The organism is Domibacillus sp. DTU_2020_1001157_1_SI_ALB_TIR_016, from assembly GCF_032341995.1.
GTDB classification, from domain to species: Bacteria; Bacillota; Bacilli; order Bacillales; family Domibacillaceae; genus Domibacillus; species Domibacillus indicus_A.
On record NZ_CP135439.1, the window covers coordinates 747,486 to 762,926 of the forward strand.

15 protein-coding genes and 1 pseudogene are annotated in these 15,441 nt (G+C 44.8%); all 16 read left to right on the forward strand.

Annotated features, from left to right (window positions below; translation table 11 throughout):
• The first annotated feature begins 21 nt into the window (after window positions 1-21).
• Entirely contained in the window at window positions 22-642 is a 621-nt protein-coding gene (gene hxlA, locus RRU94_RS11550; RefSeq protein ID WP_315694415.1) for a 3-hexulose-6-phosphate synthase, read from the forward strand.
• Entirely contained in the window at window positions 639-1,190 is a 552-nt protein-coding gene (hxlB, locus tag RRU94_RS11555) for a 6-phospho-3-hexuloisomerase (protein WP_315694416.1), read from the forward strand. Before hxlA ends, hxlB begins: the two co-directional genes overlap by 4 nt.
• A 258-nt stretch (window positions 1,191-1,448) precedes the next feature.
• Window positions 1,449-2,741, forward strand: coding sequence for an ABC transporter substrate-binding protein (locus RRU94_RS11560; RefSeq protein WP_315694417.1), 1,293 nt, complete (start codon window positions 1,449-1,451; stop codon window positions 2,739-2,741).
• An 87-nt stretch (window positions 2,742-2,828) separates the two neighbouring features.
• Window positions 2,829-3,689, forward strand: a complete 861-nt coding sequence (locus RRU94_RS11565) for a carbohydrate ABC transporter permease (RefSeq protein ID WP_251269967.1) — start codon at window positions 2,829-2,831, stop codon at window positions 3,687-3,689.
• A complete protein-coding gene (locus RRU94_RS11570) occupies window positions 3,689-4,507 on the forward strand; it encodes a carbohydrate ABC transporter permease (protein ID WP_315694418.1) in 819 nt (272 codons plus the stop codon). Before RRU94_RS11565 ends, RRU94_RS11570 begins: the two co-directional genes overlap by 1 nt.
• A gap of 180 nt (window positions 4,508-4,687) precedes the next feature.
• Window positions 4,688-5,722, forward strand: a complete 1,035-nt coding sequence (locus tag RRU94_RS11575) for a LacI family DNA-binding transcriptional regulator (protein ID WP_315694420.1) — start codon at window positions 4,688-4,690, stop codon at window positions 5,720-5,722.
• A complete protein-coding gene (locus RRU94_RS11580; RefSeq protein WP_315694421.1) occupies window positions 5,719-6,438 on the forward strand; it encodes a ThuA domain-containing protein in 720 nt (239 codons plus the stop codon). The genes RRU94_RS11575 and RRU94_RS11580 overlap by 4 nt, the downstream gene beginning before the upstream one ends.
• A gap of 5 nt (window positions 6,439-6,443) precedes the next feature.
• Window positions 6,444-7,469 carry a Gfo/Idh/MocA family protein gene (locus RRU94_RS11585; protein WP_315694422.1) on the forward strand — a complete coding sequence of 342 codons (1,026 nt, stop codon included), beginning with the start codon at window positions 6,444-6,446 and terminating at the stop codon, window positions 7,467-7,469.
• A 17-nt stretch (window positions 7,470-7,486) separates the two neighbouring features.
• Window positions 7,487-8,524, forward strand: coding sequence for a Gfo/Idh/MocA family protein (locus RRU94_RS11590; protein WP_251269962.1), 1,038 nt, complete (start codon window positions 7,487-7,489; stop codon window positions 8,522-8,524).
• A gap of 14 nt (window positions 8,525-8,538) precedes the next feature.
• Window positions 8,539-9,507, forward strand: a complete 969-nt coding sequence (locus tag RRU94_RS11595; RefSeq protein WP_251269961.1) for a sugar phosphate isomerase/epimerase family protein — start codon at window positions 8,539-8,541, stop codon at window positions 9,505-9,507.
• Between the two features lie 74 nt (window positions 9,508-9,581).
• Window positions 9,582-9,707, forward strand: a complete 126-nt coding sequence (locus RRU94_RS11600; RefSeq protein WP_315694425.1) for a hypothetical protein — start codon at window positions 9,582-9,584, stop codon at window positions 9,705-9,707.
• Window positions 9,708-9,935: 228 nt separating this feature from the next.
• Window positions 9,936-10,820 carry a PucR family transcriptional regulator gene (locus RRU94_RS11605; protein WP_315694426.1) on the forward strand — a complete coding sequence of 295 codons (885 nt, stop codon included), beginning with the start codon at window positions 9,936-9,938 and terminating at the stop codon, window positions 10,818-10,820.
• A 115-nt stretch (window positions 10,821-10,935) separates the two neighbouring features.
• A complete protein-coding gene (locus RRU94_RS11610) occupies window positions 10,936-12,036 on the forward strand; it encodes an ABC transporter ATP-binding protein (protein ID WP_242231781.1) in 1,101 nt (366 codons plus the stop codon).
• A 602-nt stretch (window positions 12,037-12,638) separates the two neighbouring features.
• Window positions 12,639-12,923 (forward strand): annotated as a pseudogene (locus RRU94_RS25685) (SDR family NAD(P)-dependent oxidoreductase); the annotation flags it as partial.
• A gap of 94 nt (window positions 12,924-13,017) precedes the next feature.
• The gene (locus tag RRU94_RS25690; protein ID WP_410493042.1) at window positions 13,018-13,152 is read left to right on the forward strand and encodes an SDR family oxidoreductase; all 135 of its coding nucleotides are present in this window, start codon (window positions 13,018-13,020) and stop codon (window positions 13,150-13,152) included.
• A gap of 149 nt (window positions 13,153-13,301) precedes the next feature.
• Window positions 13,302-15,368: a bifunctional aldolase/short-chain dehydrogenase gene (locus tag RRU94_RS11620; RefSeq protein WP_315694428.1), complete on the forward strand. Its 2,067-nt coding sequence runs from the start codon at window positions 13,302-13,304 to the stop codon at window positions 15,366-15,368.
• Window positions 15,369-15,441: the final 73 nt, after the last annotated feature.

Here is a 15,441-nt window from a genome sequence, read left to right on the forward strand (position 1 = left end):
GATTTAGTTAGGGGGAGCACAGTGAATATACAATTGGCATTAGACCGTATGACCATCGAAGAAGCCATTGGAATGGCAGCAGAGACAGAAGAGCATGTCGACTGGCTGGAAGTCGGAACCTCGCTCATTAAGGAGTTTGGTATGGACAGTGTCCGGGCGATGAAAAAAGCGTTTCCGAATAAAGTGATTGTTGCCGATATGAAAACCAATGACAACGCGCAGTACGAATGCCAGCTTTGTTTTGAAGCGGGAGCAGATATTGCCACGGTAATGGGAACTGCACCGCTTGTGACGATTGAAGCCTGTATAGCAGAAGCAGAAAAAAGAGGCAAGCAAATGATGATCGACCTGCTTTATACAACACCTGCCCAGCAGGAACTGTTAAGCCAGTATAATGCGATTCTTTGTCTGCATACAAGCAAAGACCAGCAGGAGCTTGGCACAAAACAAAACAGTGAAACAGGCGTGCAGGCTGGCTTAAAAATAGCGGTAGCGGGCGGAATTACATTAGAAAGCCTGCCAGCGTACAAAAAAATGAACCCGCTTGTTTTTATTATCGGCTCCGCCATTACAAAAGCAGAGGATCCTGTCCGGATAGCAGCTGCATTCAAACAACAGCTAAACATGGAGGAATCAAAATGAAGGAAAAAATAAAAGCCGTTCTGGCAGAAATTGAAGATGTAACCAGTCACGTTCAGGAGGGGCAATTGGAAAGGGCGGCGGACCATCTAACATCAGCTGAACGAATCTTTGTATTCGGTGAAGGGCGGTCTGGATTTATGGCAAAGTCGTTTGCGATGCGGTTAATGCATCTTGGTGTCCAGTCATTTGTCATTGGCGAAACCACAACGCCATCTATTCAAAAAGGGGATGTCATCGTGCTTGTGTCGGGATCTGGAAAAACAAAAAGTGTATGCTGGACAGCAGAAAGGGCAGCTCAATTAGGATGTGTAACGATAGCCGTCACAACGGATCCAGCGTCTCCACTTGCTTCCCATGCTTCTTCTATTCTTCACGTACCGGCCGCTACGAAGTATCGGAATGAAGGAGAAAGAAAAAGCATTCAGCCGCTCGGCTCCCTTTTTGATCAAAGCACTCATGTACTGTTCGATGTACTTTGCCTGAACTATGCAGAAAAACAAGATCGGACACACGAACAAACGTTTAAGCTTCATAGCAATGTGGAATAACAGCCGTAAAGGCTGTTTTTTTATTCCATTTTATTGTGAAAAGAAGAGCAATCGTTTGCATCAAGTATTTCTAATTTTCTTTGTATATACAAGAAATGAAAACCTATTAAATTAACTTTGAAAGGCTTTACAAAAAATATGCAAACGATTTCTCAAAAAATGTTGACGCTTTCATAGTAACGGTGGTATAGTGGTTTCAGAAGTTGAAAGCGGTTACTGTTTTCGATCAACTAAAAAGACTGCAAAGGGGTAGATGACGTGTTAACAAAAAAAGCATTCGTACTTTCATCGGCATTGTTTCTAGGTCTTGCTGGCTGCTCAACAGCTGAGAAAAAAGAAGAATCATCTGGCAGTTCAGGCGGAGGGGGCGGCGATCAGACGGTCGTAGATATTTTCCAGTTTAAAGTGGAGTTTAAAGACCAGTTTGAGGAACTCGCGAAGCAATATGAAGAAGACCATCCGGAAGTTGATATAAATGTTCAAACAGTAGGGGGCGGGAACGATTATGGTTCGGCGCTGAAATCCAAATTTGCTTCAGGAGACGAGCCGGCTATTTTTAATATTAACGGAGCCGTTGATGTGCAGCAGTACCGTGATAGATTGATAGATGTAAGTGATACGAAAGCGGCTGGAGCAGCGCTGGAAGGCACGCTCGAAAGTGTGACAGAAGACGGGAAAGTGCTGGGCCTTCCATACAATCAGGAAGGATACGGATTTGTTTATAACAAAGAGATTTTCGAAAAAGCCGGAGTGGATGCAGATTCGATTAAATCAATGGATGATTTAACGAAAGCGGTTCAAACGCTGGACAGCAAAAAGGACGAGCTTGGCATTGACGCTGTGTTTGCTTTTGCTGGAAAAGAAAAATGGACAGAAGGAAACCACGGCTCAAACTCTTTTATCGCAGACGATTTTAATGGCAGCGTAATGGAAGCATTCCAGGCGAAAGAACTTCCATTTACAAAAGCAGAACAGTACAAGGAGTATATTGACCTTCAAAACAAATATTCCGTACAGCCGGTTTTGAGCCTTGATTATTCACAGCAGGTAGAAGAATTGTTTTCAACAGGCCGCGTAGCCATGATTAAGCAAGGAAACTGGGTATACCCGACAATCGAACAGATGGATCCAGAGCTTGCTGAAAATGTTGGCATCTTCCCAATCCCGGTTGACGGTGAAATGAAAATGCCAGTTGGTGTTCCACAATACTGGGCTGTAAACAAAAACGCAGATGAAGAAGCTCAAAAAGCAGCAAAAGAATTTTTAGATTGGCTGTACACGTCTGATGAAGGAAAAGAAGCGGTTCTAACACAATTTAAATTTATCCCGGCTTACGAAGGCTACGATGCAGATAAAATTGCCGACCCGCTTTCTAAAACGATCTATCAATATGCCGAAGAAGGAAACACGCAAGGATGGGTATTCCTTGGCTATCCAGTTGGATGGAGTGATATTTTAGGAGCGCATCTTCAAAAGTATCTTGCAGGTGAAGCGTCTTGGGAAGAAGCGATTCAAGCTGCGAAAAATGATTGGAAAAAAGCGCGTCAGTAATTCCATGAAAAGAAAAAAGATAACAGGCACGTTTCAGCTGTTATCTTTTTCTTTCCCAAAATTCAACAGAAATGAGGTTTAGGCAGCATGAGAAACAAAGACTTTATGTTTTGGCTTTTTTTAGCGCCGGTTTTATTTGCGCTTGGCATCGTCGTCCTGCTTCCGCTTATTTACGGGATTATTTACTCTTTCACAGACTGGGATGGGGTAAATGCAGCTGAATTTATCGGTGTGAAAAATTATATTGAACTGTTCAGTGACGAGGGCTTTTTAAGATCGTTGTGGTTTACGTTTAAATTCTCCGTTGCTTCTGTTATCGTTATCAACATTATGGGGCTTGGCCTCGCCATGCTTGTTACATCCTACATTAAATCTAAAAACGTTCTTCGCACTATCTTTTTTATGCCAAACTTAATCGGCGGGTTGATTCTCGGCTTTATCTGGCAGTTTATTTTCACAAAAGTGTTTGATGCTATTGGACGGGCAACGGGTATTGAATGGCTGCAGGGCTGGCTTTCCGACTCCCAGACAGGCTTCTGGGGAATGGTTATTTTGATGAGCTGGCAGATGGCCGGCTATATTATGATTATTTACATTGCGTACTTGGAAAACGTGCCGAAAGATTTGCTTGAAGCAGCAGAGATCGACGGCGCAAATGCATGGCAGCGCTTCCGAAATATTACGTTCCCCCTTGTAATGCCTGCCTTTACGGTCAGCTTGTTTTTAACGCTGTCCAATGCTTTTAAAATTTATGATCAGAACTTATCGCTCACAAACGGCGGACCATTTGACTCAACGAAAATGGTTGCCATGGATATTGTTCAAACGGCCTTCCAATTAAACCAAATGGCAGAAGCACAGGCGAAAGCCGTTATCTTCTTTATCATTGTGGCGATTATTTCATTAACACAAGTGTACATTAATAAGAAAAAGGAGGTAGAGATGTAATGAAAAAGTCAGGAAAACGCTGGACGCTCGAAATTATTGGTATTTTACTGGCTCTTTTTTGGATCTCTCCTTTCTACTTAATGATTGCCAATGCTTTTAAAACAAAACGCGAGATTTTTACCAATACGCTAAAGCTGCCAGAAGATTTTACTTTTGATAACTTTACACAGGCTTTTGAAGAATTAACATTTTTGCAGACATTTGTGAATTCAGTGCTTGTAACTCTTTTGAGCGTAGCGGTTATTCTCTTTTTCTCCGCTATGGCTGCTTATGCATTATCCCGCAACGGAAGCCGGCTGAGCAATATCATTTTCTTTGTGTTTGTAGCGGCCATGCTGATTCCTTTTCAATCCGTTATGATTCCGCTTGTTTCGATTTTCGGAAAAGCCAATGCGCTTAACTTTTACGGGCTGATTTTTATGTATCTTGGCTTCGGATGCAGCTTGTCGATCTTTCTTTATCACGGAGCTCTTAAAGGCATTTCCAAATCACTTGATGAGGCGGCAACGATTGATGGCTGTAACCGGCTTCAAGTATTTTGGTACATTATCTTCCCGCTGCTAAAACCGATCTCTATTACAGTTGGGATTTTGAACGTGATTTGGATTTGGAACGATTTCCTTCTTCCATCACTGGTGATCAGCGGCGACGGTACGGATACGATTCCGTTAAAGCTGTTTAACTTCTTCGGCCAGTATACGAAGCAGTGGCATTTAGCGCTTGCTGGTTTAACGATTTCGATTATTCCCGTTATCATTGCGTATTTCTTCGCACAAAAACAAATTATTAAAGGGGTTTCCGATGGCGCTGTAAAATAAAAAGAGCAGCACTTTGCGTACAAAAGCGCTCCAATCGAGACAAAGAAATACAAGAAGCTCCCGGGCGGCTGGGAAAGTAAAATGCTGCGGGGGCTGCAGCAGGGCATTATTAAGAAACGATATACTTTCTTATTTTTTTTGAAAAATGGTACTATAAACTAGAAAAGGGAGGAACCGGTCATGGCTGTCACAATTAAAGATGTAGCAAAGAGAGCGCAGGTTGCGCCTTCGACCGTCTCCCGTGTTATCGCGGACCATCCAAAAATTACGCAGGAAACAAAAGAAAAAGTAAGAAAAGTGATGCAGGAGCTCGGCTACCATCCGAACCTGCTTGCACGTAAGCTTGTCACGCAGTCCTCCCAAACAATTGGGATTATTCGTAAAACGTCTACGAAGCATTCACTGTCCGATCCGTTTTTTCCGGCAGCGCTTCAAGGAATGAGTGACCTGCTGCATCAAAAGGAATACAGCATCCTATTGACGTGCGGTGAATCTGATGAAGACATTTATCGGGAAGTTGTGAACATGGTTCAAGGCAAAAGCGTCGACGGCATGATTATGCTTTATTCACAGGATCATGACCCGGTACTGCAGCTGCTTTTAGAGCAAAACTTTCCGTTTGTTATGATCGGTAAACCGTCGGAGCATACTGACAAGGTCATGTATGTAGATAACGATAACGTCAAAGCAGCACGTGATATAACAGACCATTTGATTCGTGCCGGACATACACATATTGCGTATGTCGGGGGCGATCCGAGGTTTGAAGTGCATAAAGATCGTGAAGAAGGATATAAACAGGCATTAAAACTTGCGAATATTCAATCAGAAGTTCTTTTTAGAAAAGAAATTTCAAAAGAAAGCGCCAAGGAAACCATTGATGAGATGATGATGATGGATCCAAGGCCAACGGCGATTGTGACGACGGATGAACTAATGGCTATGAGCCTGCTGTCTGCTTTATACGAGCGGCGCTTGCGGGTGCCGGATGATGTAGCCGTCACCACTTTTACGGATTCCATGCTTTCCGAGCTTTCGAGCCCGCCGCTGACAACAGTCGATATTCATGCATTTCAGCTCGGCTATGAAGCGGCCAAAACATTGGTAGATCTTTTGGAAAAACCGGACATGATGAAGCGGAATATTTTAGTGCCGACTTCTGTTGTGGTACGGGATTCATGCAAAAAAATATCAGAGAATGGAGCGATTCTATGAATATTACAGTATGGAATGAATTTCGTCATGAACGAAACAAGCAGGCGGTCAAAGAGATTTATCCAGAAGGCATTCATCAAGTAATCGCAGATTTTTTAAAAGAAGAAGGACGGACCGTTCAAACGGCCACATTGGATGAAGCAGAGCACGGGTTGACAGAGGATGTATTAAATCAAACAGATGTACTTCTTTGGTGGGGGCATGTTGCACATGAAGAAGTGAGCGATGAAGTTGTGAAAAAAGTACAGCAGCGTGTACTCGATGGCATGGGGCTCATTGTGCTTCATTCGGGTCATTTCTCGAAAATTTTCAAAGCACTGATGGGCACATCCTGCGATTTGAAATGGCGTGAAGCTGGAGAAAAGGAACGCCTTTGGGTCGTAGACCCTGCACATCCAATTGCAGAAGGAATCGGCGAATATTTTGAGCTGGAGCATGAGGAAATGTATGGCGAACATTTTGATATTCCCGCGCCGGATGAGCTCATTTTCATGAGCTGGTTCGAAGGCGGCGAAGTGTTCCGAAGCGGCGTCACTTACAAACGGGGCAACGGCAAAGTCTTTTATTTCCGTCCTGGACATGAAACACATCCTACATATTTTAATGAAAATGTCCAACGTGTCATTCAAAACGCAGTAAAATGGGCAGCTCCGGTGAAACGAGAACGGCCTGTATATGGTAATGCACAACCAATTGAAGAGTTAAGGGGAGAATAAAAAGAATGGGGAAAATTAAAGTAGGCGTCATTGGGTGCGGAAGTATTGCCCAGCATCGCCATATTCCGGAGTACGTTGCAAACGAGCATGTTCAAGTAACAGCATTTTGTGATGTAAAGGAAGAACGGGCCCAAAAATACGCGGAGCATTTTAATGCAAAGGCTTATACAAGCTATGAAGAATTACTTAAAGATGGAGACGTCGATGCCATCAGCGTTTGTACACCGAATGTACTGCACGCGCCTATTACCATTGCGGCACTCCAAGCAGGCAAGCATGTGCTTTGCGAAAAGCCAATGGCCACTTCAAAGAAAGAAGCAGAGGCGATGATCGAAGCGGCAGAAAAAAGTGGCAAAAAATTAATGATTGCCCATAATCAGCGCTTTGTTGCTTCCCACCAAAAAGCCCGGTCTATTATCGAAAGTGGTGTTTTAGGTAAGATTTATAGCTTTCGTACGGCATTTGGCCATGGGGGGCCGGAAGGCTGGAGTGTGGATGGAACAAACAGCTGGTTTTTCAAAAAAGAGCTTGCGTTTATCGGGGCAATGGGTGACCTTGGTGTTCATAAAACCGACTTGCTTCGCTATTTGCTCGGAGAAGAATTTGTAGAAGTGGCAGCATTTGTCGAGGGCTCGGCCAAGGAAAATTCTACAGTCGATGATAATGCTGTTTGTGTCCTAAAATCGGAAAGCGGTGTAATTGGAACATTAGCCGCAAGCTGGGCGTACAACGGCGGTGAAGACAATTCTACTGTCTTTTACGCAGAAAATGGCATCATGCGTTTGGAAGATGACCCGAATTATTCACTCATTATTCAATATAAAAATGGCAACAGTGAACGTCACAGCCTCGGTGCAATTCAGTCAAATGAAGAAGGTAAACAAACAAATTCTCGTGTGGTAGAGCAATTTATTAACAGCATTTTGGAGGATACAACTCCGCCTGTCTGCGGGAATGAAGGCAAAAAGTCATTGCAGGTGATCTTAGCTGCACTGGAATCAAGTGAATCAAAGCGAACTGTCCGTATTTAATCAAAGAGGTGACAAACATGACAAAACTGAGAATCGGCGTTTTAGGTACAGGGGGCATTGCAACAGAGCGGCATATTCCGGCTTTTAAACATGTGAAAGAAGCGGAAATCACGGCCGTAATGGATGTAAACGAGGAGAGGGCGAGAGAAACAGCCGAAAAATTTGGGATTGAGCACGTCTGCAAGAGCCTGGAAGAAATGCTTGAGAAAATTGACGCGCTGATTATCGCTACTCCAAATAAATTTCATGCTCCAGCCGCCGTACAGGCACTAAATGCCGGTGTTCATGTCATGTGTGAAAAGCCGATGGCATTGAATACAAAAGAGTGTGAGGAAATGGTTGCCGCAGCTGAAAAGTCAAAAAAGGTACTGCTTATTGCTTATCACTGGCGCTTTTTAAAAGAATCACGGGCGGCTAAACGGCTGATTGACAGCGGCGAAATTGGTCAGCCACTTGTGATTCGCATTAAATCCATGCGGCGCCGTAAAGTACCAGGCTGGGGTGTATTTACAAATCGCGAACTTCAAGGAGGCGGCGCGCTGATCGACTATGGCTGCCACTTGCTTGATTTGGCAATGTGGCTGACCGGCAGTTCAAAACCGTTTGAAGTGAGCGGCGCTACTTTTAACCATTTAAGTATGCAAAAAGATATGGTAAACGAATGGGGTACAATTAACCCGGCCACCTTTGAAGTAGAAGACCATGCCACGGCTTTTATCCGGCTCGAAAACGGGGCAGTGGTCATGTTTGAAACCTCATGGGCAGCGAACATTCCGAAAGATGAAGAAACGATCAGCATTTCCGGCACAAAAGGCGGTATTGATGTGTTTCCGCTTCGCCTGAACAAAGCCGAGCATGGCGTGCTGATCAACTCGGATATCGCATGGATTCCAGAAGAAAAGCCGTTTGCCATTTTGCAGGCGGAACATTTTACTTCCTGCTGCTTTGGAGAAAGCACGCCGCTGACAAATCCAGAGGAATCCATGTACGTATCGAGTATCATTGAATCTGTTTACGAAAGCGCCAAAATTGGCCGCAGCGTCAAAATCAGATAAAAGGAGCGATTCCATTGAAATTAGGTGTATTTACCGTGTTATTCTCCAACAAGTCCTTTGAGGACATGCTGGATCATGTAAAAGAAGCTGGCCTGGACGCCGTTGAAATTGGTACAGGCTGTTATCCGGGCAACGCGCATTGTCCGCTTGATGAGCTGCTGGAAGATGAGAAAAAGCGTGCCGATTATCTGGAAGCTGTGACGTCACGCGGTCTTACAATCAGTGCCTTCAGCTGCCATGGCAATCCGCTCACACCGGACAAGGCATTTGCGGAAGAATCCGATTCTGTACTCCGTAAAACGATTAAGCTCGCTTCTCTTTTGAATGTGCCGGTTGTTAACTGTTTTTCCGGCACTCCAGGAGACTCCGAGGAAGCTAAGCAGCCAAACTGGCCTGTTGTTCCGTGGCCAGCAGAATATCATGATATTTTAAAATGGCAGTGGGAGAAAAAGCTTATTCCATATTGGAAGGAAATTGGCGAAATTGCCAAAAGCCATAATGTAAAAATTGGGCTCGAGCTGCATGGCGGTTTTCTGGTTCATACTCCTTATACAATGCTCAAGCTTCGCGAGGAAACATGTGATGCCATTGGTGCAAACCTTGATCCAAGTCATTTGTGGTGGCAGGGTATTGATCCAGTGGCTGCCATTAAAATTCTCGGTAAAGCAGGTGCTATTCACCATTTTCACGCGAAAGACACGTATATTGATCAAGACAACGTCAACATGTACGGCTTGACAGATATGCAGCCTTACGGTGATGTGCAGTCGCGTGCCTGGACATTCCGCAGTGTTGGCTGCGGTCATAGTGTACAGGAGTGGTCTGACATGATGAGCGCGCTTCGTCTATATAACTATGATTATGTCGTCAGCATCGAGCATGAAGATGCAATCATGTCTATCGACGAAGGCTTCAGCCGTGCTGTGAAAAATTTAAACGATGTACTGATCCGTGAATCTGCCGGTGAGATGTGGTGGGCGTAACAGAAGACGAGAAAAGGATAAAATCAAACCGATTTCATCCTTGAGAGTATAGACAAAGTAAGAAAGCAGGCTGATTGAAAACGTCTGCCTTTCCAGGAATGCAGCCGGCTGGGAAGCGGAGTGACCTTCTTCGGGTCATGAGCATTCAAAGCCGGCAAATGACGCCGAAAGCGGGCGTTTGCGGGCAGCCTGAAGGATGAAATCAAGATGATTTCATCCTTTCTTATTGGCCAAATAAGTTAGAGAAAAGGGAATGAAACAACGAACATACATGCCTCATTGTTTTCATTGTTTTCATTCTCCCTTCAGCATGATTTTGCACGGACTAGATAGGCGTTTTTCAGCGAATTTCAGTATAATAAGGAGAAAAGGGCGGGAACGGTTCCCTTCAGCGGATCGCTTCTGCTTATTGAAAGAAGGCAGCCGAGATGCAAAGTATCGATGTAATTTACAAAAGAGCTATTACGACAGAACAGCCTAAACTCGACGAAAGCCGCCTGCATTATTACGACAAACAACAGAACCGCTATATTTCTATTCCAAAAGAAGATGTGTCTGAAAGAGAAGAACAGCTTCTTTCCCATTTTTTTGTCCGAATCCGTGAAGACGGGGAAGCAAGCCAGTTCTCCTCGGCAGAACAAGCATGGTGGAACTTTCTGATGAAAGATGGGGAATGCCCAGCTTTAAACGCAGACCGGGTCCGGTTTTTATATATGAAGCTGTCAGAGAACGACCGCGGCAGTTTTTTAGAAGCGGCCCATACATTTTTTGACCATGCTTTTCTGGTTGTCTGGACAGGAGAGAAGGAATGCATTCTTATAGAAGAAGAGTCCGATTATCCGATCCAAAAAACAGAAGCGCAAACGTTTCTGGATGTGCTCGCCGGGGACTTTTACATAACGGGACGTCTGTTTATCGGACGGTTTGCACAAGCATCTGCTTCATTAAGAAATCTATATAAGCGGGAAACGGAAGCGGCGCGCAAAGCGGTCCTGCTTGTTCCAGAGCAGCGGGTCACAACGATTGAAACGGTTATTCCCTATCTGTTTTTGGCCCAAAGCCGCAGCGAGCTCTCGGAGCTGTTTGCGGAGGAATTGAAATGGTTTGAATCAGATGATGATTTGCGCCATACTCTTCAATTATTGATTCAAAATCATCTTAATGTAAGCCAGACTGCCAAGCAGCTTCACCTGCACCGCAACAGCCTGCAGTATCGGATTGATAAATTCATTGACAGGACAAGCATTGATGTCCGTTCCTATGAAGGGGCTTTGTTAGTTTACATGCTGTGTTTAATCAGCACGCAAAAGTGAGAATGGCAACGTGCACAATGAAGAGCGAACGATCTTTGTGCACCCTGTCTATTTTTATTTAGTTTGTAAGCGAATACAATAGATTTAAGAAAACGGTTACAGGAGGAATTGGAAAATGGCTGAACTTCAACTAAACAATATCTATAAAGTCTATGATGGAAATGTAACGGCGGTAGAAGATTTTAATCTTCATATTCAGGACAAAGAATTTATTGTATTTGTCGGTCCGTCTGGCTGCGGGAAATCTACAACGCTGCGGATGATTGCCGGACTTGAAGAAATTTCAAAAGGCGATTTCTTTATCGATGACCGCCGTGTAAATGATGTAGCCCCAAAAGACCGTGATATTGCAATGGTATTCCAAAACTATGCCCTTTATCCGCATATGACCGTTTACGATAATATGGCATTTGGTTTAAAGCTCCGTAAAATGCCAAAAGAAGAAATCAAACAGCGCGTAGAAAACGCCGCCCAAATTCTTGGGCTGACAGAATATTTAAAACGGAAGCCAAAAGCTCTTTCCGGCGGTCAGCGCCAGCGTGTTGCACTTGGGCGTGCGATTGTCCGTGATGCTAAAGTATTCTTAATGGATGAACCGCTTTCCAACCTCGATGCGAAGCTGCGTGTACAAATGCGCTCCGAAATTATTAAACTGCATCAGCGTTTGCAGACGACGACGATTTACGTAACGCATGATCAGACTGAAGCTCTAACGATGGCAACCCGGATCGTTGTTATGAAAGCCGGAAAAATCATGCAGATCGGTACGCCGAAAGAAGTATATGAAAATCCGGAAAACGCCTTTGTTGCCGGCTTTATCGGATCACCGCCAATGAACTTCTTTAATGCAGATCTTGGCGATGGCTATGTAAGAATTGGTACACAAAGGCTTGATGTGCCAGAAGGAAAAATGCGTTATCTGCGTGATCAGGGCTATGTAGGCAAGCAGATCATCCTTGGCGTTCGTCCGGAAGATATTCATGATGAACTGATTTTCCTTGAAGCATCCCAGCAATCTGCTTTTGAAGCAAAAGTAGCGGTATCAGAGCTTCTCGGGGCAGAAATTATGGTATATTCAGACATCGCAGGGCAAAACTTCGTGGCACGCCTTGATTCACGTCTTGATATTGCGGCAGGTGAAAAACTGCAGCTGGCTTTCGACATGAACAAAGCGCACTTTTTCGATGCTACATCAGAAGTACGGATTCGCCCTTAATACGTTTTCAGCAGGAAGCAGCCCCCGGCTTCCTGTTTTTTTCTGCTTTTTTTAAAGCAAAAAAAGTAGAAAAGCGGTTTTGGAAGTATAAATACAGGGAATTGAAAAAGGACAGACGTACAAAAAGAGAAATGAATGTCGTTTCCACCTTGTATGGACTGTATCGGGTGAATGATATGCTCCAATTGGTGACGGAGTGGAAAAGCCATCGCCAGAGTCCTTGAAGCAGTTTCTGTAACGAAAAAGAGAGAGTGCTGAAAAACGAGCAGATCTTCTCCACACATATTCCCGAAAAAGGGAATGAAAAAAGCCTGTGCCGAATTTTCGGCATAGGCTTTTTTGGTGTACCAAATATATTGGCTTCGCCTTTGAAACATTTTGGCGTGCAGCCAGAACAAAAAAGGGTATAAACAAAAAGGAGTCCAACAAAAGGAGCTATAAATGTGAACACAAAGAAAACGGCTGTGATTACAGGAGGGGAATCCGGCTCGCTGGAGGAGCGGCGCTTGTTTTTCACGAGGATATAACCAATGAACAGGGGATGGCACGCGTGATGCAAAAAACCGCTGAAGAAGCAGGCAGCAATGACTGTGTTTTTGCGAATGGCGGCATTTTGGGGACTGTTTCCCCCAATCGAGCATTTTACCAAAGAAAACTGGGCAAAAACCATTGGAAACAATGTGGTTGGCACCTTTGTGACTGTGAAATCGGCTATCCCTTATATGAAAGAAAGAGGCGGAAGCATCGTGCTGACAAGCTCGGTCAGCGGCAGCCGCCAGTTTGCTCAGGAAGGGTTCAGCGCGTACAGTACATTTAAAGCTGCTATTGCCGCTTTTTCAAAAATGGCGGCGCTTGAGCTTGCTCAATATCGTATTCGAGTCAATGCGATCTGTCCAGGCTCTATTGATACAAATATTTTTGAGTCGATGGATGAATCTGAGCGAACCAAAGACATTCATTTTCCAATCGATATCCCGAAAAATGCCATTTACGAAAAAAACGGGCCAGCCAGAGCAGGTTGCCAGCTTGTTTGCTTTTCTAGTTTCCGACGACGCTTCCTATATCACAGAAACAGAAGTGTATGTAGACGGGGCGGAGACGCTTTTAAAGGGATAACTCACCCCCTTCCAGCTTAAACAGCTGAGAGGGGTTTTTTGTGTGAGAAAAAGAAAACAAACAAAAAACAAAAAATATATTCAAAAATAAACAAATATATTGTACAATAAAACAAACATAAATAAAGATTAAGGGTGGAGGAAAACAAAATGGTCAAAAACTTGTGGGAGTCCAATGAAGCGGCAGCAAAGTCAGGTGTAGAAGAATTGGTTTACCGTTCCAATTTAATCGGTTCTGACCGCGCCGTATGCAACTGGGGCGGCGGCAATACATCTATGAAAACAACCGAAAAAGATTTTCGGGGCCGCGATATTGAAGTGATGTGGGTAAAAGGAAGCGGTTCCGATTTAGCCACAATGAAAGCAGGAAATTTTACCGGCTTAAGCCTGGAAGATATCCGTCCGCTTATTGAGCGCGATGAAATGCCGGATGCAGAAATGGTAGAGTACTTGACGCATTGCATGACCGACAGCAAGCATCCGCGTATGTCGATTGAAACGCTTTTACATGCGTTCCTGCCATTTAAACACGTTGACCATACACATCCAGACGCTATTATCAGCCTTTGCTGCGCGGACAATGGGAAAGAGATTGCCAAAGAAATTTACGGTGACCGTTTTGTATGGGTTCCTTATGTGCGCCCGGGCTTTACCTTATCAAAAATGATTGCAGAAGGGGTAAAAAACAACCCAAATGCAGAGCTTGTCCTTATGGAAAAACACGGACTGGTTACATGGGGAGAAACATCCGAAGAGGCATACAGCCAAACCATCAATATCATTAACGAAGCAGAAAGCTATATCCAAAACAAACAAAAACAAACAGAAGCATTTGGCGGACAGGTCTACGAGTCATTAACGGAAGAGGAGCGCCAAAACGTATTGGCGGCTGTGATGCCAGTGATCCGCGGTGCAGTCAGCGATGAAAAGAAAATGATTCTTACTTATGATGATGGAGAAGATGTGCTTCAATTTGTTAACAGCAGAAATGCCGGCACGCTTTCACAAGTAGGTGCGGCCTGCCCGGATCATCTTGTTCACACAAAAATGAAGCCGCTTTATATTGATTGGGATCCACAGAACGGTACGACGGAAGAGCTGATCGAGAAAGTAAAAGCAGGTGTAGAACAGTTTAAAGCCGAATATAAAGAGTACTTTGAACGAAACAAAAACGAAGGCGATGCGATGTTTGAGGCGGCACCGCGTGTAACCCTTATTCCGGGTGTCGGGATGGTAAACTCCGGCAAAAACATCACCATGGCGAATGTGAGCGGCGCCCTTTACCATCGTGCGATTGCGGTTATGAAAGGCTCAACGGCTCTTGGTGAATTTGTATCCTTAAGTGAAAACGAGTCCTATAACGTAGAATACTGGCCGCTCGAGCTGTACAAATTGTCTCTGGCGCCGGCTGAAGCAGAATTTTCCCGCAAAGTCGCGTTTATTACAGGCGGTGCCGGCGGGATTGGCAGCGCGACAGCCCGCCGTTTAGTGTCAGAGGGCGCTCATGTGGTGCTGGCTGACTTGAATCTTGAAGGAGCGGAAAAAGTCGCGGCTGAAATTAATGAGCAGTACAAGGAACAACGCGCGGCTGCCGTGAAAATGGATGTGACCAGCGAAGAGCAGGTGCAGGCGGCTTTTGCCAAAGCAGCCCTTACGTTTGGTGGTGTGGATTCAATCGTGAATAATGCAGGCCTTGCAACATCCAGCCCATTTGATGAAACATCATTGAAAGAATGGAATTTAAATATGAATGTACTTGGCACAGGCTATTTCCTTGTGGCGCGTGAAGCGTTCAAGCAAATGAAACAGCAGGGCATTGGCGGCAACATGATATTTATCGGTTCGAAAAACTCTGTGTACGCGGGGAAAAATGCTTCGGCCTACAGTGCCGTAAAAGCGCTTGAAACACACCTGGCCCGCTGTATTGCAGCAGAAGGCGGCGAGTTTGGCATTCGTGTAAACTCGGTGCTGCCGGATGCCGTGCTGCAGGGATCTGCTATTTGGGGCTCCAACTGGCGCAATGAACGTGCGGCAGCATACGGCATTGAACCGGATCAGCTGGAAGAGCATTACCGGAAGCGCACAACGCTGCTTGTAAACATTTATCCGTCTGACATTGCGGAGTCCATTGCGTTTTTCGCTTCATCTAAAGCCGACAAAACAACGGGCTGCATGATTACAGTTGACGGCGGTGTGCCGGCAGCGTTTACGCGATAAGGCTTCATCAGCAGGCAAGGGACTGCTTTATGCAGTAATGGCATGAGCAGTCCGGCTGCTTCTGGCGTGAAAG